Source organism: Algoriphagus boseongensis (assembly GCF_004362805.1).
Taxonomy (GTDB): Bacteria; Bacteroidota; Bacteroidia; order Cytophagales; family Cyclobacteriaceae; genus Algoriphagus; species Algoriphagus boseongensis.
Genome location: NZ_SNYF01000009.1, coordinates 56,053 through 80,372, shown reverse-complemented (window position 1 = coordinate 80,372; position 24,320 = coordinate 56,053). Strand labels below are relative to the sequence as shown.

The 24,320-nt window shown below is 43.1% G+C and carries 23 protein-coding genes; 5 read left to right on the top strand and 18 right to left on the bottom strand.

Annotated features, from left to right (window positions below; translation table 11 throughout):
* Positions 1-26: 26 nt before the first annotated feature.
* Positions 27-272: a VF530 family protein gene (locus DFQ04_RS16010; RefSeq protein WP_449353862.1), complete on the top strand. Its 246-nt coding sequence runs from the start codon at positions 27-29 to the stop codon at positions 270-272.
* Positions 273-325: 53 nt separating this feature from the next.
* Here the strand turns inward: DFQ04_RS16010 and dnaN are convergent, their stop codons facing one another.
* The 5 genes from dnaN to DFQ04_RS15985 all read right to left on the bottom strand — a co-directional run bounded on the left by dnaN (position 326) and on the right by DFQ04_RS15985 (position 5,847).
* Positions 326-1,450, bottom strand: coding sequence for a DNA polymerase III subunit beta (dnaN, locus tag DFQ04_RS16005; protein WP_133557729.1), 1,125 nt, complete (start codon positions 1,448-1,450; stop codon positions 326-328).
* 204 nt (positions 1,451-1,654) lie between these two features.
* A complete protein-coding gene (gldG, locus tag DFQ04_RS16000; protein ID WP_133557727.1) occupies positions 1,655-3,346 on the bottom strand; it encodes a gliding motility-associated ABC transporter substrate-binding protein GldG in 1,692 nt (563 codons plus the stop codon).
* The gene (gene gldF, locus DFQ04_RS15995) at positions 3,343-4,062 is read right to left on the bottom strand and encodes a gliding motility-associated ABC transporter permease subunit GldF (RefSeq protein WP_133557725.1); all 720 of its coding nucleotides are present in this window, start codon (positions 4,060-4,062) and stop codon (positions 3,343-3,345) included. Before gldF ends, gldG begins: the two co-directional genes overlap by 4 nt.
* Entirely contained in the window at positions 4,059-4,970 is a 912-nt protein-coding gene (gene gldA / locus DFQ04_RS15990; RefSeq protein WP_133557723.1) for a gliding motility-associated ABC transporter ATP-binding subunit GldA, read from the bottom strand. Before gldA ends, gldF begins: the two co-directional genes overlap by 4 nt.
* 175 nt (positions 4,971-5,145) lie before the next feature.
* Positions 5,146-5,847 (bottom strand): SDR family oxidoreductase, encoded by a 702-nt coding sequence (locus DFQ04_RS15985; protein ID WP_133557721.1) that lies wholly within the window; start codon positions 5,845-5,847, stop codon positions 5,146-5,148.
* Between the two features lie 280 nt (positions 5,848-6,127).
* On the opposite strand from DFQ04_RS15985, the gene DFQ04_RS15980 reads away from it, so the two are divergent.
* Positions 6,128-7,420 carry an amidohydrolase gene (locus tag DFQ04_RS15980; protein WP_133557719.1) on the top strand — a complete coding sequence of 431 codons (1,293 nt, stop codon included), beginning with the start codon at positions 6,128-6,130 and terminating at the stop codon, positions 7,418-7,420.
* A 74-nt stretch (positions 7,421-7,494) separates the two neighbouring features.
* Here DFQ04_RS15980 and DFQ04_RS15975 read toward each other — a convergent pair whose 3' ends face one another.
* From DFQ04_RS15975 to DFQ04_RS15955, 5 genes are all read right to left on the bottom strand, one after another.
* The gene (locus DFQ04_RS15975; protein ID WP_133557717.1) at positions 7,495-7,848 is read right to left on the bottom strand and encodes a hypothetical protein; all 354 of its coding nucleotides are present in this window, start codon (positions 7,846-7,848) and stop codon (positions 7,495-7,497) included.
* Positions 7,849-8,085: 237 nt separating this feature from the next.
* Positions 8,086-8,523: a hypothetical protein gene (locus tag DFQ04_RS15970; RefSeq protein WP_133557715.1), complete on the bottom strand. Its 438-nt coding sequence runs from the start codon at positions 8,521-8,523 to the stop codon at positions 8,086-8,088.
* 438 nt (positions 8,524-8,961) lie between these two features.
* The gene (locus DFQ04_RS15965; RefSeq protein WP_133557713.1) at positions 8,962-9,441 is read right to left on the bottom strand and encodes a hypothetical protein; all 480 of its coding nucleotides are present in this window, start codon (positions 9,439-9,441) and stop codon (positions 8,962-8,964) included.
* A gap of 6 nt (positions 9,442-9,447) precedes the next feature.
* Positions 9,448-9,699 (bottom strand): hypothetical protein, encoded by a 252-nt coding sequence (locus DFQ04_RS15960; RefSeq protein ID WP_166637319.1) that lies wholly within the window; start codon positions 9,697-9,699, stop codon positions 9,448-9,450.
* Positions 9,700-10,746, bottom strand: a complete 1,047-nt coding sequence (locus DFQ04_RS15955; RefSeq protein ID WP_133557709.1) for a hypothetical protein — start codon at positions 10,744-10,746, stop codon at positions 9,700-9,702. It lies immediately after the preceding gene.
* Positions 10,747-11,083: 337 nt separating this feature from the next.
* Between DFQ04_RS15955 and DFQ04_RS15950 the strand changes: the two genes are divergently transcribed.
* Positions 11,084-12,376, top strand: a complete 1,293-nt coding sequence (locus tag DFQ04_RS15950; RefSeq protein WP_133557707.1) for an amidohydrolase — start codon at positions 11,084-11,086, stop codon at positions 12,374-12,376.
* A 70-nt stretch (positions 12,377-12,446) separates the two neighbouring features.
* Here the strand turns inward: DFQ04_RS15950 and DFQ04_RS15945 are convergent, their stop codons facing one another.
* Both DFQ04_RS15945 and DFQ04_RS15940 read right to left on the bottom strand, forming a co-directional pair.
* Positions 12,447-13,544: a DUF4249 family protein gene (locus DFQ04_RS15945; RefSeq protein WP_133557705.1), complete on the bottom strand. Its 1,098-nt coding sequence runs from the start codon at positions 13,542-13,544 to the stop codon at positions 12,447-12,449.
* On the bottom strand, positions 13,537-15,978 hold the full coding sequence (locus tag DFQ04_RS15940) for a TonB-dependent receptor (RefSeq protein ID WP_133557703.1): 2,442 nt from the start codon (positions 15,976-15,978) through the stop codon (positions 13,537-13,539). The genes DFQ04_RS15945 and DFQ04_RS15940 overlap by 8 nt, the downstream gene beginning before the upstream one ends.
* A gap of 72 nt (positions 15,979-16,050) precedes the next feature.
* Between DFQ04_RS15940 and DFQ04_RS15935 the strand changes: the two genes are divergently transcribed.
* Complete coding sequence (locus DFQ04_RS15935) at positions 16,051-16,524, top strand: hypothetical protein (RefSeq protein ID WP_133557701.1); 474 nt, start codon at positions 16,051-16,053, stop codon at positions 16,522-16,524.
* 37 nt (positions 16,525-16,561) lie between these two features.
* Here DFQ04_RS15935 and DFQ04_RS15930 read toward each other — a convergent pair whose 3' ends face one another.
* Positions 16,562-17,380, bottom strand: a complete 819-nt coding sequence (locus DFQ04_RS15930; RefSeq protein ID WP_133557699.1) for a purine-nucleoside phosphorylase — start codon at positions 17,378-17,380, stop codon at positions 16,562-16,564.
* A 95-nt stretch (positions 17,381-17,475) separates the two neighbouring features.
* Here DFQ04_RS15930 and DFQ04_RS15925 point away from each other — a divergent pair, with 95 nt between their 5' ends.
* The gene (locus DFQ04_RS15925; protein WP_133557697.1) at positions 17,476-18,000 is read left to right on the top strand and encodes an NADPH-dependent FMN reductase; all 525 of its coding nucleotides are present in this window, start codon (positions 17,476-17,478) and stop codon (positions 17,998-18,000) included.
* A 3-nt stretch (positions 18,001-18,003) separates the two neighbouring features.
* On the opposite strand, the gene ftsZ is transcribed toward DFQ04_RS15925, so the two are convergent.
* From ftsZ to murG, 5 genes are all read right to left on the bottom strand, one after another.
* Positions 18,004-19,623: a cell division protein FtsZ gene (ftsZ, locus tag DFQ04_RS15920; protein ID WP_243739702.1), complete on the bottom strand. Its 1,620-nt coding sequence runs from the start codon at positions 19,621-19,623 to the stop codon at positions 18,004-18,006.
* A gap of 101 nt (positions 19,624-19,724) precedes the next feature.
* The gene (gene ftsA / locus DFQ04_RS15915; protein WP_133557695.1) at positions 19,725-21,044 is read right to left on the bottom strand and encodes a cell division protein FtsA; all 1,320 of its coding nucleotides are present in this window, start codon (positions 21,042-21,044) and stop codon (positions 19,725-19,727) included.
* Between the two features lie 9 nt (positions 21,045-21,053).
* Positions 21,054-21,809 (bottom strand): cell division protein FtsQ/DivIB, encoded by a 756-nt coding sequence (locus tag DFQ04_RS15910; protein ID WP_133557693.1) that lies wholly within the window; start codon positions 21,807-21,809, stop codon positions 21,054-21,056.
* Entirely contained in the window at positions 21,806-23,212 is a 1,407-nt protein-coding gene (murC, locus tag DFQ04_RS15905; RefSeq protein WP_133557691.1) for a UDP-N-acetylmuramate--L-alanine ligase, read from the bottom strand. The genes DFQ04_RS15910 and murC overlap by 4 nt, the downstream gene beginning before the upstream one ends.
* The gene (gene murG / locus DFQ04_RS15900; RefSeq protein WP_133557689.1) at positions 23,209-24,318 is read right to left on the bottom strand and encodes an undecaprenyldiphospho-muramoylpentapeptide beta-N-acetylglucosaminyltransferase; all 1,110 of its coding nucleotides are present in this window, start codon (positions 24,316-24,318) and stop codon (positions 23,209-23,211) included. Before murG ends, murC begins: the two co-directional genes overlap by 4 nt.
* Between the last annotated feature and the right edge of the window lie 2 nt (positions 24,319-24,320).

The following is a 24,320-nucleotide window of genomic DNA, read 5'->3' as shown; positions in this document are numbered from 1 at the left end:
CCAAAACTCATTAATCAACAACGATTTTGACTTCAAACCCTGAAAATTCTCAACCCAACAATCCTTTGCATGGTGTCCGCCTGGATGCCATGCTTCAGCAGCTGATTGAATTTTACGGATGGAAAGAACTTGGGGAAAGAATACCTATCCGCTGTTTTACCCACAATCCTTCTGTGGGTTCCAGTCTTAAATTTCTCAGACAAACTCCCTGGGCAAGGGAAAGAGTGGAAGGTTTGTATTTGAAGATGCTGAGAGACATCAAAAAGAGCTAACGAAAAAGCCCGAATCAATGATTCGGGCTTTCGTTTTATGGTTGTGGTCAAGATTATACGTAATTGTTCAACATCACCGGCATCACCAACATCAGGATATCTTCATTAGGATCCTGCTCAACTGGCAAAATCAAACCTGCACGGTTAGGAGCAGAAAACTTCAGGCTCACCTCTTTGCAGCTTAGGTTATTGAGCATTTCTACCAAAAACTTCGCATTGAATCCGATTTCAATGTCTTCACCTTCGTGATCGCAGGAAAGTCTTTCGTTGGCTTCATTAGAGAAATCCAAATCTTCAGCAGAAATCATCAATTCACTTCCTGTCAATTTCAAACGAACCTGATGGGTAGTCTTATTGGCATAAATCGCAATCCGTCTCAATGAACCCAACAACTCCGCTCTGTCGATAGTCATCTTATTCGGGTTATCTACAGGAATTACATTTTCATAATCCGGGAATCTTTCGTCAATCAGACGGCAGATCATTTTGATGTTGCCAAACTTGAAATAGGCATTGCTTTGGTTGAATTCCACAGATACTGGAACATTCTCAGAAGGTAAAGTAGACTTCAGTAGGTTCAAGGCTTTTCTTGGGATGATCAAGCTTGCTCCATTAGAAGAAGCCACATCCACTCGTCTGTAACGAATCAAACGGTGACCGTCCGTAGCAACGAAAGTCGTATTGGTAGGACTCAAGTTGATGTAAACACCAGTCATAGCTGGTCTCAACTCATCCGAGGAAGTTGCGAAAATTGTGTTTGCAATCGCCGAAGAAAGAACCTCGGTAGACATATCCACGGAAGTAGCATTGCTTACTGTCGGGATTTTCGGGAAGTCAGTCGCATTCTCCCCAGCCAATCGGTAACGGCCATTATCGGAGCTAATTTCAACAGCATAGGTATCATGGTCGATGCTGAAAGTAACCGGCTGCTCTGGTAGATTTTTCAAGGTCTCGATCAAAATCCTTGCAGGCACAGCAATATTTCCATCCTCTTTCGCCTCCACATGGATTTGTGTCATCATGGAAGTCTGCAAATCGGAAGCTGTAATGGTCAATTCGGAGTCTTTGATCTCGAAAAGGAAATTTTCCAAAATCGGAACTACCGGATTGGTAGTGACAACACCGTTGATGGCCGAAAGCTGCTTCAGCAAAGCAGAAGAGGAAACAATAAATTTCATATGTTTTTAGTTTTTATCTAGGGCCATATGGAATCTCGCATGGTCTAAAACAATCACTTCCTTAGAAGTTCTTCCTCATGCTCGATTTCATATCGTAGGGCTTAATTGTAAATTTTAACCAATGGGGTAAATTTAGAAATAAAATGCAAATTCGAGGGATCGCTCTCCCCTTTCCTGGAAAATTTCTCTAATTAAATTTCAGCTTCAGCTTTTAGCTTTTTGGCTAAATCGTCTTTTCCTCAAAAGGACAACTGTGCCTCCAATTATTCCCAAAATCAAAATCGGAAGACCAATATTGAGTATCTGCCAAAAAGACTTTTGCTCAGAAACTTTGATCCGATTCAATGGACGAATCTTCAAACTCCTTTCCCGTGAGGCGATTATCCCATCCGGGTCGATCAGGTATTGGACCAAATTCTGGAGAAGCTGCTTGTTTGCATAAGTTGTTTGAGCAAATGGATCTTCGCCCAAAGTGAGAGGCTGGTTACCCTGAAGGCTGCTTTGGCTCTGAAAAACTGATCCGTCGCCAAATACAACAACTTTCCCTGATCCCGATTCCAGAAAATCCGCTTGAGCAAATTCATCTGGTCGAAATCTATTCTTAAAAAGCGAAGTATACTCGCCTTCCAAGAGGTAGGCCAATGGCAAATTTTTCAAGCCAAAAGCCTCTACATCCGGTGCCTGCTGCATATCTGCAAAGGCAATTCGAGAAGGAGCGGGAAGAATTCTGGAATTATCGGACCCGAATATCAAAGGAGTTTTTCGGATTCCCTGTGCCAAAACGGTATCCAAACTACTGGCAAATCTGAAATTAACCTGATCCAATCCTTTGGTAATTGGATGAGGAAATACCCTTCCTGCGTTAAAATAATAGGGCCAAGGCAAAGGAACCATTTGCTCCTGATTGCCAAAATTACCTCCCATGATGGGAAGGTATCCAAAGTTCAAATCTTGAATCAGGTCCTTATTGATCCGTATTCCATAGCGAAAAAGCAATCGGTCCAACTCATTTTCCAAAGGAAAAGAAACCGTACCCTCTCCGGCAGCCTGGCTAAGATCAACCTCTACTCCTTCGGCTGCTACAACCAAATTCCCACCTCCCAACACGTATTGATCCAAAAGGAAAAGCTCTCGATCTGTATAGCTAGACTTAGGCCCAAGGATCAAAAGGATTCCGAATGATTTCAAATCAGCTACGGTTTTGGCCTGTTCCAAAGGAACTTTGAAAAGCTCAAATTGCCCATCCAGCGCTTCCACCATGCCATATCCCTCATCTTCGGAAAGCTCTCCGTGGCCAATGACCATCGCAATTGCTCCCTGTTCGGGATTCACCAGCTTACGAATAGCATTGCTCAGTTCGAATTCGAGGTTTTCTATGGAGGTATTGAGAATTTGATCGGGACTCATACCCAACTCCCCTTTCAACACCAAAGCACCAACTTCAAACTCATCATCACTGACCAAAATACCGGGGAAGATCAATTGGGCTTGCTGACCGGAATTCTGATTCACAAAAAGATTGGTCGGGTTGATTCCGTAATCCGCCAAGGTATAGATGAAATCTTCCTTCAGAGAATCTACCACAGAAAGCGGATCGAAATAAGAAACCGTGATTTTTTCAGCCGAATAGGCATTGAAGGTTCGTACTGTTTCCTCGATGGATTTTTGGAGTCGACGCATGCCCCCGGGCAGATTTTCCCCAGTCAGCAGGATATCCACGTGCAAGGGTCGATCCAGCTCGCTCAATAATTCTTTGGTAGCTGGATGAAGGGAAAATCGCTTTTCTTCTGTCAAATCCAATCGGAATCGTACCAACTGGGCAAGGAGAAACAGGAGCAAAATTCCTCCCAGAAGTATCAAAAAAGACAGCAAACGACGGATAGGACTCTTTCTCATTTGTTTTTCAAAGTCAAAAATGAGGCACCCAAAAACAATCCAATCATTCCCAGCAAGAAGAAAATATCCCTGCTATCCACCACTCCCCGACTGAGGCTGATGTAATGGTAACTCAAACTGAGTTCCTCCACCCAGTAGGCGAGTTCGCCTGTGAGCATTTCTGACAAGGCAGTAAATCCAAAATAAAGGACAAAGCAAAGAAAGACTCCCAATACAAAAGCTACAACTTGCTGTGCAGTCAATGAACTTGCAAATAATCCCACTGCTGCAAAAGTCGCCCCGATCATCAGTAGTCCTATCCAACTTCCGAAAAAGCCAGCCCAATCCAGATTTCCTGGAGGATCTCCCAGCTGACTGATGGAGAACGCGTACAAAAGGGTGGGCAAGACTGCCAAAATCACCAAGGCTAATAAGGCAAAATACTTGGCCAAAATGATCTGAATCAGTGAAAGAGGGGAGGTTTTTAACAATTCCCAAGTGCCATTCTTTCTCTCCTCAGCTATAGTCCGCATGGAAATGGCAGGAATCAGGAATGTAAACACGTAAGGAGTGTAGGAAAAAAGCGACTCCAAATCAGCAAAGCCGTAGTCCAAAACCGAACTTTCCGGAAAAACCCAAACGATCAAACCCAAAGCAACCAAAAACAAAATCAAGATCAGGTAACCGGTCAAGCTACCCAAAAATGCATTGATTTCTTTGAAAAACAGGCTTTTCATTGGGCTTGGGTGATTTCTCTAAATAGCGTTTCAAGGTTTTTTCTTCCCTGATTCAAACTCGTCAAATTGAGGTTTTTGGAAGCAATCACCTGCATGAGAATCTTTCTTGATTCTGCAGGATCGGAAGTTTCTAAAATCAGTTCCTTTTTTCCTTTGGCCCCGAATCGAGCTTTTCCCAGATTTTCAAACCAGTCCAATTCCATTTCCTCTTCAGTCTCCAAAATCAATTCGGTCTGAGAAGAAGCAGCCTTAAGCTCAGAAAGAGGACTTGCCGCCAGAATTTTTCCTTTGTTGATGATGACCACATCCTGACAAATAGCCTCTACTTCCTGCATGATATGGGTGGAAAGGATCAGGGTTTTATTGGCGGCTATTTCACGAATAAGGTTTCGAATATCCACCAACTGGTTAGGGTCTAATCCTGTGGTGGGTTCATCCAAAATCACCACTTGTGGATCATGGATCAAGGCTCTTGCCAAACCAACCCGCTGTCTATAACCCTTCGAAAGCTGTCCGATCTTTTTGTGTTGCTCAGGTTGGAGTCCGGTTTTCTGGATCAATTCGGCAACTCTTCTTCTGATATCCGCTGGTTTCATCTCATAGATTCCTCCCGAAAATTCAAGGAATTCACGCACGTACATGTCTAAGTACAAAGGATTGTGCTCCGGTAAATAGCCTATGCTTGGGCTTACTTTCTTGGGGTTTTCGAGGGCATTAATTCCCAAAACCTTCACCTCGCCCCCACCAGCTTCAAGGTATCCTGTAATGATTTTCATGGTGGTGGATTTTCCGGCACCATTTGGCCCCAAAAAACCCAATATTCTCCCCGGAGCAGCTGAAAAGCTTACTTCATCCAGTGCTTTCTGGGAACCATAAAGTTTACTGAGACGGGAGACTTCGAGTGACATAAAAAGAAGGACCAAAGAGAAAATCACCCGCATGGCAGGGGTAAAATCCCCTTTGGTCAGGTCTTGGGCAAAAATAGGAAATGAGGGGGGAAAGGCAAGGTTTCATTGAGCAGATTTCAGTGAGCAGTTGGCAGAATTGATTACTGCCCACTGTTTACTGCCTACTGCCTTCTGATTACTGCTTCTTCCCTTTCGGTCTTAAAGGTCTGCACTCCACATCCGCCACAAAGTAATTCGGGTGGGTTTCCAAAGTCTGGACAATCGTCAAAGCCACATCCTGAGGTCGCATCATGTTTTCATGAGCCCTCATTCCAGGAATCTCATCGAAGAAATTGGTCTGAACAGAGCCCGGATAGATTGTAGAAACCTTAATTCCAAAATCCCTCAACTCCATGTACATAGAATGGGAAATTCCTCGCACAGCATGCTTGGTTCCTACATAGCCAGCAAAATTGGCCACCCCATTCAAGCCTGCAATTGAAGCTACATTAAGAATATGTCCTTCATCTGCAGCTTTCATGGCAGGAATCAAGCGCTTACTCACGTAAAATATTCCATGCACATTCGTGTCAAACATGGATTTCCAATCGGCTGAACTCATTTCTTCAAAAGGTCCTGCAACGCCAAAACCTGCATTATTCACCAGAATTCTAATATCTGCCCCCAACTTGGCAAGGGTCGCCTGGTAGGCAACTTCCACACTGCTTTCATTGGAAACATCACAGGTGAAAAAATGAAAATTCGGATGCTGGAAATCCGGCTGAGTTCTTCCCCAACCAGCTACAATTGTTTCTTTTTCTACCAAAAGTTTCACCACTTCCAAGCCAATTCCTTTGCTGACTCCGGTGACTACGGCAATTTTATTTTTCAATTCCATTTTTACTTTTTCAACTAGTTAAAATCTAAGACAGTATTTTACCCATTCAGGACTGGAGGATCAACGTAAGCTAATTCCCCCTTTTTAAGGTGGTAAGGGGGATTTGATCTCCGAAAATCCCGCTTTGAGTTTATGAATACTCCTTTATCTAAAGCAAAATCAACCCCAAAAGTTCTCCCTCCCCTGCTTTTTATCAAATTGGCCAAGGAAATTCAAAGCTTCTGTTTTATTTTTCAACAGCATAATCATTCGTCAATCACCAGCTCAACCTCCAGACCTTATGAGAAAACTTATTTTACCCTTACTCCTGGTAAGCGGAACAGCCTTTGGGCAGAGTAAACTTCGCCCAACCATTGATCAAAGAGCCTCTTCCATCGAATCCAAAGTGATCGAATGGAGACGGGACATCCATCAACATCCGGAACTCGGCAATAACGAAGTCCGAACTGCCAAGAAAATAGCCGATCATCTTCGCTCCTTGGGAATAGAAGTGAGCGAGGGAATGGCCGTGACTGGCGTAGTCGGTGTCTTAAAAGGAGGCAAACCCGGACCAACCGTCGCACTTCGAGCGGATATGGATGCCCTTCCTGTTACTGAACGGGTTGATTTACCTTTCAAGTCTACCGTCACCACCACTTATAATGGACAGGAAACCGGCGTCATGCATGCTTGCGGACACGATACTCACGTGGCCATCCTGATGGGCGTGGCAGAAGTCCTGGCAGGAATGAAGGATCAATTGGAAGGCTCGGTGAAATTCATCTTCCAGCCTGCTGAAGAAGGCATATATGAACCCGGAGTTACTTCTTGGGGAGCCAAGCAACTGGTGGAAGAAGGCGTAATGAAAGATGTGGATGCGATTTTCGGTTTGCATATTTCTTCCCAGACCGAAGTGGGGAAAATTGGCTATCGTTCCGGTCCTGCTCAGGCTGCAGTGGATAACCTGGAAATCATCGTCCATGGAACTCAAGCCCACGGAGCTTCTCCCTGGTCCGGTGTGGACCCGATTGTGACTTCCTCACAAATTGTAACAGGACTTCAAACCATCCTATCCAGAAGTGTCAATATCACCCAAAACCCCGCCGTGGTCACTGTGGGAGCTATTCACGGAGGTATCCGTCACAATATCATTCCGGAGAAAGTAGAAATGATCGGAACGATCCGAACCTTCGGTGACGAGCAACAGGCTTTGGTTCACAAGCGAATCACTGAGATCGCAACGAATATTGCCGAAAGTGCCGGAGCTAGAGCCGAGGTGAATATCCAAAAGCTCTACCCTTCCACGGTCAATGATCCAGAACTCACTTCCAAAATGGTTGCTTCCATGGAAGCTGCCGCTGGAAAAGAAAACATCAACTACAATCCCCCAGTAACCGGGGCAGAAGATTTCAGCTTTTATCAGCGGGAAAAACCCGGATTATTTATCGGTTTGGGAGGGATGAAAAAAGGGGAAGATCCTACCAAAACTCCTTCCCACCATACCCCTGACTTCTACATTGACGAGGGAGGATTTGTCCTTGGGATGCGAGTACTAAGCTACTTTGTGGTGGATTATATGGGGATGAAGAAGTGATTAGACCATAGATTATAGACCATAGTCCATAGAAACCCCCTCCTGAAGGATTTCAGGAGGGGGTTTCTAATTTTTTAATAAAAAAACCTTGCGCAAAACTCACCAACACTACCTTCCCCTCCTGAAGTTTTCACCACCATCGGATCGCCATACCAATCTCCTTTGTAAATCAAGGAATCATATTTTCCTGGTGCCAGCTTCAGCTGAAAATTTGATTCAAAGGCAATACTTATGGTGTCTTTAACCTCTCCTGAAAATCGGAGTTCGGCATGATAGATTGAGTTTCGATTGGGTGAGGCAATAAGTAAAGTATCTAGGCTTTGCTGATCAGAAAGTTCAGAGAGTGTGAAACAATCTTCTTCAGATCCGCTTCCGCAAGAAGAAAAAACTGAAACGAAAACCAATAAAATCCCTATAACTCTCTTCATCTTTCTCCTAATCCTATTCTAATATTTCTACTATATAAGCATCAAAGTACTGGTAAAGTAATGAACCCACTTATTATTCTGCTTTTTATATATCAAAAGCCCGGTTCCTTCACTAAAAACATATAGAAATGCATATTGGTAATCTTGCAAAAACACAGGTTTGGAAATAGTCTTATAGCTCATGTATTTCTTCAATTCCATATCAAGTTCGACTACTTCCGGCTTACCTAAAGCATTTTAATAGGCATTTGACAAACTGTCGTACCTCCCCTTTTCAGAAGAGACTTTCACTCCTGCCGGAAACATATCCTGTTGGAATCGGAAAGCTTGCTTTCCTTCCCTGCAAATCTTTTCTGCGTCTGCTTCTGTGAACACATCCTTGAACAAAACTTTATAATGGAAGTCACTTTGCAAACTCAGTATGCCTTCTACCGAACAAGAGTCTAGCCAAGGGATTTCCCAATTCTCCTCCGCTTCCGCAAACACGATGACTTCTTCGCCCCGATTAAGTTCCCATTCAAATACGGCATTCATCAGCTCCTTGATCTCTTTTTCTTCCCTTGAAGTACAGCTGAAGCAAAACATAGAAATCACTGAAAGAATGAAAATGAACCTGATCTTCTCTAATATTTGGCTATTTGTATGACTTGTATTGGACATTTTGGAATTCCTCATGTATCATTTTGGACTATTTATTCTCATGGCAAAAGGTATTTCTGTTTTCTCCATAAAAATTAAATTAGTTAACGGAGAACACCCTTCCCCTATGACTAAAAAGTCCATAGCAAACTAAAAGAAATTTAGTAAGTCCCTGACTTTAAACTAATTTATTTTTTGATCAACGGTCGACAGACCATAGACCACCGAATTTAAACTATAGAGAAACCCTTATTTTAGGATTTGCAAAAGAACTTTTTTCGATTTCAAAAAAGGATTAAACCACATAGACACATAGGTTCACATAGTCTATGTATTCTATGTGGCTATATGGTTTCTTATTTATTGCACTGATTAAAGTCCTGGTTTGGTTTGTTTACAGGATTACGGGCTTTAGTTCAAAGAAAAAACCCTCCCAGAAGATTTGAGAGGGTTTTTACCTAATAGTTTTGACTTCTAGTTTACAATTGATTTTTTCGAAACCACATAAATTGGCGCCTCAATTCTGGGGCAATTCTTCAGGTCCGAACCTTTAATCAAAGATTGGACTGCAGCCCCTAAACTATTTGAATCATCCATCAAATAGTCAAAATTAAAAAGCACGGGATAAATAATGATCAACTCATTATCAAATCCCTTTCCTAGGCTTTCAATATAATTAACCAAATCGTCTCCTAATTTCTCTATTCTATTTTTCGCCCCCCAAGGTGCATCTTCACTTATTTTGACTCTTGCCTCATTTCCAATTCTCAACTCATAGGAAAAACTAATATATTTTCTCCCAGTGGAATCAAATGGATTAAGCATCGCTGTCTTAGATACTATTTTCTTTAATTCTGCGTAAAACTGATCCTCCTCAAAGGATTGAGATTGAACTTGATTTAACGAACTAAGAAAAATTATCAAACCTAATTTTAAACATAATCTTATTTTCATAATCTTCTAATTGCATTTATTGCCTTTAACTCCAGACCGGTATTTTTGATTTGTTTCAGCGATATGGTCTTTTTGTGTTTGGGATAATTCAGACCATTTATGAGTATTTTGCAATCCTCCCCAAGCCAAATGGTAGGCATCTACAGCTCCAATCTCAAAATGTTCCATTAATGCTTGGCTTAATAAGGTAAGGTATGAATTAGCCATATTTACATGATCTATTGAATTTGATGACATATTAATACCTAAATAATTCATTTAAGCATGGAGCAATTCATGAAAAACTGTAATCATAATATATTCCTGGGAGGAAGAAGCTAATACTCCTGAATTTATTGTAATTGTAAAGGTTACAGCCATATCTGTAAAAGATGTCCCTGTGATTCCGTCTTTTGAATTATCATTGAGATCCATGTCTTCCAATAGAATGTTAAATTTCTCGCTTTGTCCAAATGCATTATTAATCAAATTGGTTATTTGGTTTTTAAATTGAGAATCAACTGCTTTGTCCACTTGTCCTGAAATGCAAGGATTCTGGACTTTGTTTTCAATTTTATAGGTTATCTGACCTCCATCTCCTCCCCCTCCATTCGTACCATCATCTAAGCAGGCATCGTTTTGATTGGTAACACGTAATCCACCAGTTCCACATCCTTCCCCCCCACAAGTCGTATGGCTGTACTCTTCATAGACCACTACCCCGCCAATGCTGTACACCCAGTACCAATCGATGCAATTCTCAAAGCTGAATCCTTCGGTTCCTTTTCTGGAATTAAGCAGCCGATCTATCGATCGCTCGACGGTCCGTCCATTGGCCTGCATTCCGTCCAAGGGCTTGGAACCAAAATCAGACCACAAATAGGTCAGTTGGGAAGATTTCACACCGGAGAGAAATCCTTCGATCAGCACTTCCTCATTGTCCAAAAGAAAATCTCCGTCTTTTCCTGCGATTTCTAAGATTCCTCCGCGGATGACTTCGCCAGATTCATCCACCTGAAAGACGAGTCTTCTTAGATATCCCTGGGCATAGGTCGCTTTTACCTTCCGATGTGCCGGAACAATCAGAATTCTTCCATCCGAATAGCTCTTCGCTCCCTCCCAATGTGGAAAAACCTCCAAATCAGAAGTAATTCTACCGTAGAAATTCCCCTGCTTGGGCTTCTCCGTTTCATAAAATGCCTGAGCCAATGGAATAGGATCAAGCATTGCCGATTGCTGAGGAGTCTCGATCTCCTCCAAAGTACACGACCAAATGGCCATCAAGAATACGGCCCCAGAAAGGCCCTGTTTAAAAGTATTCTTCATAAAAATTAAATTAGTTATCGGAAAATACCCCCCCCAACTAAAAAGTCAATAGCGAACTAAAAGAAATTTAATAAGAATCTGATTTTCACCTAATTTATTTTTTGGATTAAACCACATAGAGACATAAGGACATATAGGGAGACCCTTTGAGCATCCTTGTCTTAATTTTCTATGTGTCTATGTGGTTTAGAATTATCCAATTTAGTCCGGATTCGATTTAGAATTTGGTCGGCAAACCACAGAAAAACCATTCTTTAGGGAATTCAGGAGGGGTTTTATTTTAATTCCATATTCGGGCGAGATTTTTTCTATTTTTAAACCTACCAAACAGAATCCTATGAAAAAGCTAATTCTACCTCTTTTCTTACTTTCCATTACTGCCTTAGGCCAATCCAAACTACGCCCAGAAATCGATCAGAAATCTGCTGCCATCGAATCCAAAGTGATCGAATGGAGACGTGATTTTCACAAATACCCTGAATTGGGGAATAAAGAATTCCGAACCGCTAAGATCGTGGCAGATCATCTTCGCGCTTTGGGCATGGAAGTCACTGAAAACGTAGCAGTCACTGGTGTCGTGGGAGTTCTAAAAGGTGGGAAACCAGGTCCTATGGTCGCACTTCGCGCCGATATGGATGCCCTACCGGTAACCGAAAGAAACGACCTTCCCTTTAAATCCGTCAATACCTCGACCTACAATGGCCAGGAAACCGGGGTGATGCATGCTTGCGGGCACGACTCCCACGTGGCGATTTTGATGGGTGTGGCTGAGGTTTTAGCAGGGATGAAAAACCAATTGGAAGGCTCGGTGAAATTTATTTTCCAACCAGCTGAAGAAGGAATCTATGAACCGGGAGTCACCACTTTTGGAGCTAAGCAAATGGTGGAAGAGGGTGTAATGGAGGATGTGGATGCCATCTTTGGACTTCATATCCAATCTCAATTGGAAACTGGGAAGATTGGTTATCGATCAGGTCCATTCATGGCTGCTGTAGATGATCTAAATGTCACCATTACCGGAACACAAGCGCACGGAGCTTCTCCTTGGTCCAGCGTAGACCCAATCGTCACCTCCGCTCAAGCTATCCTCGGTCTTCAAACCATTCTATCCAGAAGCGTCAATATTACCCAAAACCCAGCGGTAGTAACTGTAGGAGCAATTCATGGAGGTATCCGTCACAATATCATTCCGGAGAAAGTAGAAATGATCGGAACCATTCGAACTTTCGGAGACGAGCAGCAGGCTTTGGTGCATAAAAGAATTACCGAAATCATTACCAATATCGCCGAAAGTGCAGGTGCTAAAGCCGATGTAAACATTCGAAAACTTTATCCCTCTACAGTAAACCAGCCCGAGCTTACCGCCCAAGCCATTCCTTCCTTACAGGCGGCGATTGGCTCAGAAAATGTGGTCATCATGGATCCTATCACAGGAGCAGAAGACTTTAGCTTTTTCCAAAGAGCAAAGCCTGGTTTTTTCATGATGCTCGGCGCGATGAAAAAGGGGGAAGATCCAGCTAAAGTCCCTTCTCACCATACCCCCGGGTTCCATATTGAGGAAGATGGATTTGTGTTGGGAGTAAAATCCCTCAGCTATTTGGTGGTGGATTATATGGGGAAGAAGAAGTGATTAGCCCATAGATTATTGACTATAGTCCATAGAAAAACCCCTCCTGAAAGATTTCGGGAGGGGTTTTATTTTACTGATCAAACCACCATTCTGGAAATGGCTCCTGGCTTCGAGGAAAAACAGAACAACTTAAGCAGGTAGGTTCGTAGAGCTGGGCAGATTTTCCCGGGATATATTCGCATTCTTTTTCAATGAAAAAAGGAATATCGGCCCGAGTCGTATAGATTCTTTCTACACTAGCTTTTGCCACCTCAAAATAGCCCAAAACCACCTCATCAGGATCAGAAACATTGTAGATATTCCCCCGAATTGGTGCCGGAGGAGAATCGAATACCGAGCCAGTGTTATTGACCAGTTCTCTTACTTTTCTCCAGTACTCGTAGGTTTCTTTGGTGATGCTGAGTTGGCGCACATTGAAATAGTGACGGCTCAAGAAGGACTGATCGATCAGGCGCTTGGCGACGATTTGGGTGCTTTTTGCGCCAGCTTGATTCAATAAATCTCCATTGACTAAGGTAATCCGCTCCGGATCAGGAAAACCAAAAACAATGCAATTGGGAGGAGGTTTATTGAAAGGATTGGGGAAAAAGGTCAAATCCCAGAAATAAGCTTCATCCACTGTCCATCTCAGGTAATAGCCCCCAACTACCTCTGGCAAAGTGTATGCTGTGCTAATTATTGCCAAAGCAGCATCTGGATTATCCTCCAGCCTTGCTCGCTCCACTGCTACGCTCAATTCATCCGAACCAATCAGCTCTGGCATTTTTTGAGGAACAGATCGGTAGGTTTTCCCCTGGATTTCTATTTGAAGATAATACTCCAATCCCTCTTGAGTTATGCCCACTTTCCCCAATTCATACTCCCCGGGTCTGATTTCATTGTAGTTAAAGGAAGTGGACAAGGACGGAACAACCAACCTTACGATGGCACCTCTAACTGGTCTTGGCTCATCATTTAGTGTAAAAAACCCACCTGTAAATAAAGGCTCTCTTGCTTGAGAAGTGGTTTGGCTTAAAAATACCGTATGCGGCTCATCCAGATTTGTGAAAAGTCCAGAAACGATGAGTCGCTCGGTTTCCGGCTTTTCCAAAGGAAAACTGATCTGATCCACGCAGGAATTAAAACCCAAAAAGAGAAGGACAAGGACGAAAATTCTAAGCTTATTCATTTGCACCTCCAAACTGAATGCTATAAGTGATCGATGGGAAAATGGATCCCAAAATTGCCAAGCGATACGGTCTCAACTTCTGAGAATCCCCGTCTTTTTGCCAAAAGACAGAATAGGCATTTCGCCTTCCAAACAAGTTATAAATGCTGAAATTGAGGCTATCCCCTTTCTTGGAAAAGACCTTCTCAACCGTATAGGAGACATCCACCCGGAAATAATCCGGGATTCGGTATTTGTTTCTTTCTGAGTAATCCGGAACCAGCAGCCCTCCATTCAATAAATAGGAAGCATTCACCGCACTGACTGGACGGCCTGTGGAATAATTTACGGTAAAGTTGAACATGCCTCGGGGATACATCTTTCGGCTGAGGATAAAATTAACCTCATGAGGCTTGTCATAGTTGGATGGAAACCATTCATTCTGATTGATCTGCTCATCTTCAAACTCACTTTGGGATCTGAAAAAAGAGCGGGAATACGTGTATGCCAACCAGCCGGTGACCACTCCAAGGTTTTTCTTGATCATAAATTCCGCCCCATAAGCCTTTCCTTCACCAAATACCAACTCGGTCTCCATGTGCGGATTCAGGAAAATATTGGCAAAATCCCGGTATTCCACTTGATTGCTTCCTATCCGATAAAAAGCATCCACAGAATACTCCCATGTATTATCCTCCGAGTTTTTGAATATCCCCAAAGAGAAATTATCCGAGCGCTGGGGAGGAATGTACGTCGTACTCAACTGCCACAAATCAATAGGAGTCGGACCAAACGTATTGGAAACAGACTGCACGTATTGGAATAATCTGGCGTAGCTCAGCTTGAGAGAAGCTGTGGAAGTAAGATTTTGTCGAAGAGAAAATCTAGGTTCTAGCCCGGAGTAGGAAATGATTTTTCCTGAAGAAAAAGGCGTCTGACCCACAATTTCACTCTCACTGATCGGAGCATTCGGATTGTATTGGTACACGGTATCAGTCCCTAATTGGGAATAAGTGGAATACCTCAATCCAGCCACGAAACCTGTATTTTCTCCCAATTCATATTCCAAAGAAATAAATCCGGAAGCCTCAATTCCCTGCTCTTTTCCCACTTGCTCGGGTTGGACTGCCGAGGTTTCACCAAATGGATTCAATCGTTCTGGTTTTCCATTGTAGCGAATGGCTTCCAGTCCTCCGGTGATAGCCAATTGTTCATTTGCCCAAGTGGCATAAACTTTTCCCTGCTGGTAAGTCATTCCATTTTGGACCTTCGCTGCCTCCACTCCTTCAGGATCCAAAAATGCATTATCAAAATCTCCATCCGCAATAAGCGCATTGAGCGATAGATTTTCTCCTAAAATTCCTTTGTAACGGAGTGAACTAACTCGGTTTTCCCATTCGTAGCCAAACTGATTAGAAAACTGAAACTCATCTCTAGTCATTAGGGTGTTGAATTCCAGGGTATGTCCCTGGGCAATTTTCCAATTCAGCCCCAGATATCCATCATAGAAATTGAGACGGCTATTTTGGATGTCCAAATCTCTGCTTTGATTCAACAACCAATTCACATTGGAAATCCGACCTCCTACAATCACACTCACTTTATCTTTCAGGATAGGCCCTTCCAGCAAAAGCTTTCCATTGGAAGTACCCAGTCCAGCCTGACCTCCCCAACTTTCCATGCTTCCGGGCCTCATCAGAATATTCAAAGCCGATCCTGCACGTCCTCCAAAAGTAGAAGGAAGATTGCCTTTGTAAAGGGTAAAAGTCTCTGTGACATCGGTATTAAAAGCAGAAAGAAATCCCAAGGCATGGTTGGAACTCAGCACCAAGGCCTCATTCATCAAAAGCAGGTTTTGGTCCGTTTTGGCTCCTCGAACATTGATCCCTGAAGTACCTTCCCCAACTGAAGAAACCCCCGGCAAAAGCTGTAGCCCTTTGAAAATATCCGCCTCTCCAAGGAAGGCCGGAATGGCTTTGAGCTCTCGGGTTGTGAGTTTGGTAATTCCTGTGATGGGTTCACGCACATTTCTATCGGGTTCATCGGACATCACCACTACCCCTTCAAGCTCGAAATTTTTCTCAGTCATCTCCAGATTAATCACTCCATTGTCGTAGAGATTGATTTCTGTAAAAATCGGAATATGTGAAATATGCCGAAAAGTGACTTTATGGTTGCCTGGGGGAATGTTGATGTAATACGTACCAAACCTATCCGTACTTACTCCAGAAAAGAGTCCATCCACATGCAGCCCGACTCCAGCCAAAGGTTCCCCGGAATCTTTGATCGTTACTTTACCTGTCAAAATATAGGAAGCCGGTAGAGTTGTGGACTTTTTCCCAAAAGAATAGACCAGAGAATCTGTCTGTGAAAAAGCCGAGAAAGCAATAAGAGTTGTAAGAACTAAAAAAAGAAATCCAAATTTTCGCATACCCTGAAATAAACAATAAATCATTCAAATTGGCTTATTTTGCCGTAACGAAATGACCCATACAATCGTTACTTGATGCAGAAAAAAGATAGCTATATGAAACGGTTCTTTCTTATTCTATTCCTGTCTCTTCCCTTGCTCTTTTCCTGTAAAGAGGAGGAAGAAGAACCCAATGTGGAAGCCTTCATCTTTGGAGAATGGAATTTCTTCTGTGAAGGGAATTGCATACAGATTTATAAGTATGATCAAGGTAAGCTCTATATCGATAACCTGAATTCATTCAGAGATGCGCCGGTGATCACTTACAAAAGTACGCCATTGGCATCCCAGTATAATTCTTTAGTAGAAGACCTCAGAACTTCTTTCCCGGAAACATTCCTTCGACCCTTAGGAAACAACCTAATTGCTTGTCCAGAATGCGTAGATCAAGGCGCCTATTATCTGGCATTTGAAAACAAAACCGGAGTGTTGTGGTGGCAGGTAGGTAAGGATCCTTCCCTTTGGCCGGAAGAGATTAAGCCATTTATGAATAAACTGATCCTAGCCCTTGATCAGCTTCCTGAACAATAAAAGAAAGTCCTGCCCAATTGAGGCAGGACTTTTCATTTTATAAGGATTTCACCAATTCCCGGATAATCAGACTCATTACAGGCTCTGCCTTTGCAGCTGCATTCAAAACATCCTGAAGACTGATTTGGTGAATTTTACCCGGTACACCCAGATCGGTAATCGCAGAAATTCCAAATACCTCAATTCCCATATGTCTGGCTACGAGAACTTCGGGTACAGTACTCATTCCGACAGCATCAGCTCCAAGGATTCGCATGTATTTGTATTCTGCAGGAGTTTCCAGATTAGGTCCGTCAACTCCAGCATAGACTCCAGTGTGTAATCTAATGTTATGCTTCTTTCCGATCTCTAAAGCTTGATGGATTAATCTTGAAGAATAGGCATCACTCATGTCAGGAAATCTTGGACCCAATTCCTCGTAATTTTTTCCTCGAAGGGGATTCTCTGGGAAAAGATTGATGTGATCCGAAATGATCATGACCTCACCCACTTCCTGATCGGGATTAAGGCCACCGCAGGCATTGGAAACCAAAAGCGTCTTAACCCCAAGTTTTTTCATCACTCGAACAGGAAAAGTCACCTGTTTCATAGAATAGCCTTCGTAGTAATGAAAGCGGCCTTTCATAGCTACCACTTTTTTCCCCGAGAGGGTACCAAAAATCAGTTTACCTGAATGGCTTTCTACGGTAGAAATAGGAAAATGAGGAATCAATCCATAGTCAATTTCTTGCTCGACTTCAATCTGATCTCCCAGATTGCCTAGCCCAGTTCCTAAAATAATTCCGATGGGCACCTCTTCAGGATGCACCTGTTTGATATAGGCTTCAGCCTCTTCTATTTGCTTTAGATACTCCATTTTTTCTATTCAAAGGAGTGTAAATATAGAATTTTACCCTCTGCTTAGAACTTTTACCCCTACTTCCGTGTATTGTGGACAGAAATTATTTTCCCATGATCAAAATTATCGTAGGCACCAACCGTAAAAACTCTGTTTCAAAAATAATCGCTGAAACCTATCAGGGTATTTTAAGAGAAAAAGGATCGGATGCTGAAATTCTGGAATTAGAAGATTTGCCGGCTGATTTTGCGGCTACGGCACTTTATGAAAACAACGGTAAAAATCCGGGCTACAATGCCTTTCACGACCGGGTTAAAGATGGGAAAAAATTCATTTTTATAGTTCCTGAGTACAACGGCTCATTCCCCGGGATACTAAAAACATTTATTGACGGGATGACTTATCCAAACACCTTTCGAAATAAGAAATGTGCTTTAGTAGGCATCTCCTCTGGAATTGGGGGAGGTGGCATCGCATTGAGCCACCTCACCGACATATTCCATTATCTGGGTATGCATGTTCTTGCTCTCAAGCCGAAGCTTGCCAAAATCGAGCAAAATATGTCAGATAACCTGCTCACCAACAGGCTGTATGTAGAACTCCTACATACCCAGGCAGACATGCTGCTTGAGTTTTAGGAATTAATCCACATTATCATGCAGGAATCTGTTGTTGCCGAGAATTTCGTTCTCGTCATTTAGGTTATACTTACTGATCGCAGGCTCAGAGCTATGCTGAGGCTCGTTCAACACAACATTCTTACGCTGATAAGCTGGAACCTCCATTTTCTCCTTCAATTCTTCTGGAGAAGGGTTCAAAGAACGCTTTCCTTTTAGCTTCTCGAATCTTTCATGAGCTCTTTGGATAGCCTTCTGCTTCATTTGCTCATAGTAATCATTTGCAAAAAGAGTTGGTACCGGCTCAGATTCCTTTGGAAGTTCTGCCTTAGGTTTTTCAGTTTCTTCATAAAGATCAATTACGACCTTTTCATCTCTGATTTCTTCTACTTTTTCCTCTTCCAAAGGCTTCAATTCAAAAGTGAAGTCATCTTCTTCCTGGCTTGGAGGAGTTGGGGTAGCAGCAATTGGAGCCTTAGGGAAATTGAAGGAGAAAGTAGCTCCGGAAACCGGCTCTTCTTTTACTTGCTGAGATTTTCCTGAATCCAAGTTGATCACGGTTTTTACTGCTTCTTTTTCCTCTTCAACTACTTTAGAAACTGGATTTGCGAAAGCAGAAACAGGTGCAACAAATTCTTTTCTGGCAGGCTTGTCAGAAAGCTTATCCATTTCAAATCCGGTAGCAATTACAGTCACCCGGATAGCTTTACCCAATTCAGGATCGATACCCTGACCGAAGATAACCTCTGCGTTATCACCAGCTTTCTCCTGGATATATTCTGTGATTTCGCTCAATTCGTCCATTGAAAGCTCCTCTTCCTCACCAGACATGATGGAAAGCAAGATTTTCTGAGCCCCTTTGATATCTACATTGTTCAACAAAGGAGAGGAAATCGCAGCACCAGCTGCACGGATAGCTCTGCCTTCTCCTTCTTCTGTAGATGAACCCATTACAGCGGCACCGGCATCTTTCATTACGGTCTTCACGTCTTCAAAATCGACGTTTACATCTTGATGAATGGTAATGATTTCTGCGATAGACTTAGCCGCAGTAGTCAAAATATCATCAGCTTTGCTGAATGCAGTACGGATAGCGAGGTTACCATAGATTTCTCTCAATTTGTCATTGAGGATAACCAATACGGTATCGCAACTTTCACGAAGTGATTCGATTCCTGCCTGGGCTACCGCCATTTTCTTTTTCCCTTCAAACATGAAAGGGGCAGTCACGATACCAACAGTTAGAATATTTAATTCTTTGGCAATTTTAGCTACAATAGGAGCGGCTCCGGTACCGGTTCCTCCACCCATTCCAGCTGTGATAAACACCATCTTGGTATTGTCTGAAAGCAGCTCTCTAATTTCATCCTGAGATTCGATTGCTGCGTTTCTTCCTTGTTCAGGATTAGCTCCTGCTCCAAGTCCTTCGGTTAGGTTGGCGCCCAACTGAAGTCTTAAAGGTACCGGGGAAGACTTTAGCGCTTGGGCATCGGTATTGACTACCACAAACTCCACATCCTTGATACCTTGGGCATACATGTGATTTACGGCATTGCTGCCGCCGCCACCGACGCCAATTACTTTGATAATTGACTTTTGATTCTTTGGGAGATCAAATCTGTAATCTTTCATGTTATCTGACATATTTTAGGTTTGGTGAAAATTTCTTTTTGTTAGTTGTTTTGGTGAAAGGGAACAAAAGGGAAATAATCCGCAGGGCCGATTATCTCCCCCAATCATAAGCCCTAGTTGTTATAATTATCGTCGTCCCCGATATCAGCGGAGATCATATTTTTCAATCTGTCTGTGATGTTTTTAAAGAAGCTATTGGCTATCAGCTCTCGCTTTTCCATGATTTTTGGCTTTCTTCCGCTATTAGCTTTTCGCTTGAGGTATTCTTCCTCTCTGTTATCAAGGGATTTGAATCCTGCCAAAACCAATCCTACCGAAGTAGCATACATTGGGCTCTTGATTTCTTCGATCACCGACTTACCCAAATGCTCATTTGGATAGCCAATTCGGGTATCTAACCCTGTCATGTATTCGAAAAGCTGAGCAATGCACTGAAGCTGAGATCCACCACCAGTAAGGACTATCCCGCCTGCAAGTTTCTTGTAATAGCCACTTTGCATGATTTCGTTCTGAACGATCTCTATGATTTCCTCCATTCTGGCTTCAATGATGCAGGCCAGGTTATGCACGGAGATTTCTTTTGGTGGTCTACCTCTCAGGCCTGGAATGGACACGATTTCATTGGTATTGGCCTCCTTGGAGATCGCTTTTCCAAATCTAGTTTTAAGCAATTCTGCCTGATTTTGCATCAGCATGCAGCCTTCCTTGATATCCGAGGTGATGATATTTCCTCCCAAGGGAATTACTGCGGTATGGCGAATGATATTTTCGTAGAAAATGGCAATGTCAGTAGTACCTCCACCAATATCCACCAAGCAAACACCGGCCTCTTTTTCCTCATCGCTTAGGACGGATAGCGAACTAGCCAATGGCTCAAGGATCAACTGGCTTGAGGTAAGATTTGCGCGCTTAACGCATTTGTTGATGTTGTGAATAGCGGTAGTCTGGGCAGTGATGATATGGAAATCCGCCTCGAGTCTGGCACCCGCCATTCCAACTGGGTCCTTGATTCCTCCTTCGTAGTCCACTGTGTAATCCTGTGGCATTACGTGGATGATGCTATTTCCTGGAGGAACGACGATGTTGTGCATGTCTGCAGTCAAGCGCTGGACATCCTCAATGGTGATTTCCTCCTCGGATGGTGGTCGCATGATACTTCCATGCATGATCTTGCTCTGGATATGCTGTCCGGCAATCCCAACAATGACCTCGGCAATATCCACATCAGCCATATTGGAACAGTCTGTCACCGCCTTCTGAATGGCATTGACAGTTTTTTCGATGTTCGTGACAATCCCACGATCGACACCGTCCGATACAGCTTTGCCCATTCCCAGGACCTCGAGCTTACCGAATTCATTTTTTCTGCCAATGATGGCGCAGATCTTAGTCGTCCCGATGTCTAGACCTACAATTAGTTTGTCGTTTTCCATATCCAAGCTTTATTCACAAACAATTTGATTCTTAAATTTCACGCTGATCCGATCGTAGGCATTCCAGCCTTTTCTCGGCAAAATCTCCTTATAGAGCACGTCGATTCTTTTGAACTTACTTTCAAAATCCAAGGCATCTCCAAACTCGATCACCTGCTTACCAACTTGCTGGTGCAAGTGGATATCATCTCTTTTTCTGATTTCCAGCTCGGTGACCTGAGCGCTCCAAAATTCATCTTTAACAATGAATTCAATTAGAGGCATGAGCTCCGGCATTTGATCCAGATTCCCCTGATCCATCAGCTTCTCGATATATTCTCCTTCCAAAATCAAAACCCGGCTGGTATAAGAATTAGAAGTAGGAATGATCAATCCTTCCGTGGTGACATAGCCATCTGCTGCCAATGGTCGGGCAATTCTTGCGATGGGTTCATGTTGTTCCAAAGTCACACGAAGAATTCCCTTTTGTCCAAGAGATGCATCCACATGTTTGACAAAAGGATGCCCTTCTAATCTTTCCTCCACTTCTGCCAATGGAATTTCCTTCAAGGGAAGTCCTGCTTTTAGTTCAGGAAAACCTGAGGAAATGATGGAATTGATTTCCTTATCCTCCACAAAGTAGAGTCCGCTGACGGCTTTGATTTGGATATCCAATCCTTGGAAAGTTTTTTCCAGGCTTTTCTTTTCCACAAAACCAATGAATCCCACCAGAATCAATCCCAGAGAAATCACTCCTGCTACTCGCTTAATTTTTCTCCAATTCATGCTACCGTAGGTTTAGTTCTTGAATTCATCCAATCTGCTATCCCCGGCACCAACCGGTCAATATCTCCCGCCCCCATCGTCACCAGAACTTCGGGTTGGGATTCCTTCAGGTAATCCATTACCTGAGCTTTGTTGATTAAAGTCTTTTTATTTGCCTGAATGCCTACCAAAAGCATCTCAGAAGTCACTCCAGGAATTGGTAATTCCCGAGCTGGATAGATATCCAAAAGCACCACTTCATCTGCCAGAGAAAGGCTGTCAGAAAATCCTTCTGCAAAATCTCGGGTACGTGTGAACAAATGAGGCTGGAAAATCACCGTCAAGCGCTGGGTCGGATACATGGCTCTGACCGAACTCAGACAAGCCTTAATTTCTTCAGGATGATGAGCATAATCATCGATATAGATGTTTCCAGGGATTGAAGAATGAATCTCAAATCTTCTCTTCACACCTCGGAAAGACTTAATTCCTGCACGAATCTGATCTTCTGTTACGCCATGATCTAGGGCGATAGCTATCGCAGCCAAGGCATTTTCTACATTGTGAAATCCTGGAATATGCAATTCCAAACCTTTGATTTGGTTCTTTATCCCCATGAAATCAAACTGGAACATTCCCGGCTTGGCGATGATATTTTCCGCGTGGATTCCATTGGATCTGAGTCCATATTCTCTAATTCCTCCGACGGTACCCAAGTTTTCCCCAAGTCTATACCAGGCATGGGACTGGAGATAGAGCTTGCCTTTCTTATCCACTAAGCGGATAAACTCCCTGAATCCTTCTAAAATTGTTGATTCATCTCCGTAAATATCCAAATGGTCTGGATCGGCACTAGTCAAAACAGCTTCATTCGGATGTAGACGAAGGAAAGAACGATCAAACTCATCTGCCTCCACTACTACCAAAGTCTCTTCTTTGGATTTACCAGGAAGAATCAGGTTGCTGTTATAATTCTGGGTAATTCCACCCAAAAATGCAGCAACTGGCTTTCCAGCTGACTTCAATAAATGAGCAACAAGAGAAGATGTGCTTGTCTTTCCATGGGTTCCTGCAACTGCTATGGTATAAAAGTCCTTGGTGATCATTCCCAAGACCTCAGATCTTTTTTTGATTTGGTAATGGGCCTGGAAGAAGTTCAAAAGGATACTGTCCTTTGGAATCGCCGGAGTCCATACTACCAAAACCTCTTCTGGCTGAGTGGTGAATTCAAAAGGAATGGCATCTACTCTATCTTCGAAAGTGAGGATCATTCCCTCCTTTTCCAATTCATTGGTCAAAGGAGAAGGTGTCTTGTCATATCCTGCCACAGGATATCCCTCATGGCGGAACCAGCGTGCCAAAGCACTCATGCCGATACCTCCAATGCCAAGGAAAAAGACCTTATTTATCCCTTTGAATGTCATTTGACCAGTTTTTCTAATTCTTCCACAATGGCCAAAGCCGCATTTGGCTTAGCCAGTTTTTTCATATTTTTCCCCAATACCAGAGCCAAATCGGCATCCTGCATCAGTTCGTCTACTTTGTTTTTCAATTGCCCTACAGCCTCAGCATCTTTCAATAGCATAGCAGCCTGATGATCCACATAAGCCATAGCATTCTTGGTTTGATGATCTTCAGCCACATTGGGAGAAGGGATAAAAATCACCGGCTTACCGACAAGACTTAGCTCTGAAACAGACAATGCTCCAGCTCTGGAGACAATCAAATCAGCCGCCGCATACGCCAAATCCATCTCCCGGATGAATTCTCTCAGTTGGATATGCTTCAATCCCGATTCTTCCAACTTGGAAAGCATGTCCTTGAAATAGAATTTGCCTGACTGCCAAAGAACCTGGTTACCTGCATTTTCCAAGGCTTCCATATCTTTCAAAACCGCTTGGTTAAGCGTTCTTGCTCCCAGAGATCCCCCCAAAACCAAAATGGTCTTTCGATCCTGAGCCAATCCAAAATGAGCCAAAGCCTTTTCTCTTTTTCCTGACAAATCCAGAATATCTTTTCGTACTGGGTTTCCAGTTACTGTGATTTTGTCAGCAGGGAAAAACTTCTCCATGCCCGGATAAGCCACACAGATTGTCTTGGCTTTCTTAGCCAAAAGCTTATTGGTCAGCCCTGCATAGGAATTTTGCTCCTGCAAAAGAGTTGGAATTCCACGCTTTTGCGCAGCGTATAAAACAGGGCCGCTGGCATATCCACCTACCCCTACGACTGCATCAGGACGGAAATCCTTCACAATGCCTGAGGCAATTCTCAAGCTTTTCAGCAGCTTAAATGGAAAGCTCAAATTGTCCAAGGAAAGGCTTCTCTGAAGTCCGGCCACAGGCAATCCTTTAATCTCATATCCTGCTTCAGGGACTTTCTGCATTTCCATTTTTCCCAAGGCTCCTACAAATAGAATTTCACTTCCGGGATGCTTCTCTATCCAGGAATTAGCTATGGCAATCGCAGGATAGATATGTCCTCCTGTGCCTCCGCCGCTAATGAGAATTCGATATGTAGACTTTGTAGTAATGG

What these genes read in the sequence shown, in the direction of transcription:
- ftsZ (WP_243739702.1), bottom strand. Translation starts at nt 19,623, where the DNA reads ATGTCAGATAACATGAAAGATTACAGATTTGATCTCCCAAAGAATCAA.
- DFQ04_RS15985 (WP_133557721.1), bottom strand. Translation starts at nt 5,847, where the DNA reads ATGGAATTGAAAAATAAAATTGCCGTAGTCACCGGAGTCAGCAAAGGA.
- DFQ04_RS15935 (WP_133557701.1), top strand. Translation starts at nt 16,051, where the DNA reads ATGAAACGGTTCTTTCTTATTCTATTCCTGTCTCTTCCCTTGCTCTTT.
- gldA (WP_133557723.1), bottom strand. Translation starts at nt 4,970, where the DNA reads ATGTCACTCGAAGTCTCCCGTCTCAGTAAACTTTATGGTTCCCAGAAA.
- dnaN (WP_133557729.1), bottom strand. Translation starts at nt 1,450, where the DNA reads ATGAAATTTATTGTTTCCTCTTCTGCTTTGCTGAAGCAGCTTTCGGCC.
- DFQ04_RS15980 (WP_133557719.1), top strand. Translation starts at nt 6,128, where the DNA reads ATGAGAAAACTTATTTTACCCTTACTCCTGGTAAGCGGAACAGCCTTT.
- DFQ04_RS15930 (WP_133557699.1), bottom strand. Translation starts at nt 17,380, where the DNA reads ATGGAGTATCTAAAGCAAATAGAAGAGGCTGAAGCCTATATCAAACAG.
- DFQ04_RS15955 (WP_133557709.1), bottom strand. Translation starts at nt 10,746, where the DNA reads ATGAAGAATACTTTTAAACAGGGCCTTTCTGGGGCCGTATTCTTGATG.
- DFQ04_RS15965 (WP_133557713.1), bottom strand. Translation starts at nt 9,441, where the DNA reads ATGAAAATAAGATTATGTTTAAAATTAGGTTTGATAATTTTTCTTAGT.
- DFQ04_RS15970 (WP_133557715.1), bottom strand. Translation starts at nt 8,523, where the DNA reads ATGAGGAATTCCAAAATGTCCAATACAAGTCATACAAATAGCCAAATA.
- murC (WP_133557691.1), bottom strand. Translation starts at nt 23,212, where the DNA reads ATGACATTCAAAGGGATAAATAAGGTCTTTTTCCTTGGCATTGGAGGT.
- DFQ04_RS15960 (WP_166637319.1), bottom strand. Translation starts at nt 9,699, where the DNA reads ATGAATTATTTAGGTATTAATATGTCATCAAATTCAATAGATCATGTA.
- DFQ04_RS15925 (WP_133557697.1), top strand. Translation starts at nt 17,476, where the DNA reads ATGATCAAAATTATCGTAGGCACCAACCGTAAAAACTCTGTTTCAAAA.
- DFQ04_RS15950 (WP_133557707.1), top strand. Translation starts at nt 11,084, where the DNA reads ATGAAAAAGCTAATTCTACCTCTTTTCTTACTTTCCATTACTGCCTTA.
- gldF (WP_133557725.1), bottom strand. Translation starts at nt 4,062, where the DNA reads ATGAAAAGCCTGTTTTTCAAAGAAATCAATGCATTTTTGGGTAGCTTG.
- DFQ04_RS15910 (WP_133557693.1), bottom strand. Translation starts at nt 21,809, where the DNA reads ATGAATTGGAGAAAAATTAAGCGAGTAGCAGGAGTGATTTCTCTGGGA.
- gldG (WP_133557727.1), bottom strand. Translation starts at nt 3,346, where the DNA reads ATGAGAAAGAGTCCTATCCGTCGTTTGCTGTCTTTTTTGATACTTCTG.
- DFQ04_RS15940 (WP_133557703.1), bottom strand. Translation starts at nt 15,978, where the DNA reads ATGATTTATTGTTTATTTCAGGGTATGCGAAAATTTGGATTTCTTTTT.
- DFQ04_RS15975 (WP_133557717.1), bottom strand. Translation starts at nt 7,848, where the DNA reads ATGAAGAGAGTTATAGGGATTTTATTGGTTTTCGTTTCAGTTTTTTCT.
- ftsA (WP_133557695.1), bottom strand. Translation starts at nt 21,044, where the DNA reads ATGGAAAACGACAAACTAATTGTAGGTCTAGACATCGGGACGACTAAG.
- DFQ04_RS15945 (WP_133557705.1), bottom strand. Translation starts at nt 13,544, where the DNA reads ATGAATAAGCTTAGAATTTTCGTCCTTGTCCTTCTCTTTTTGGGTTTT.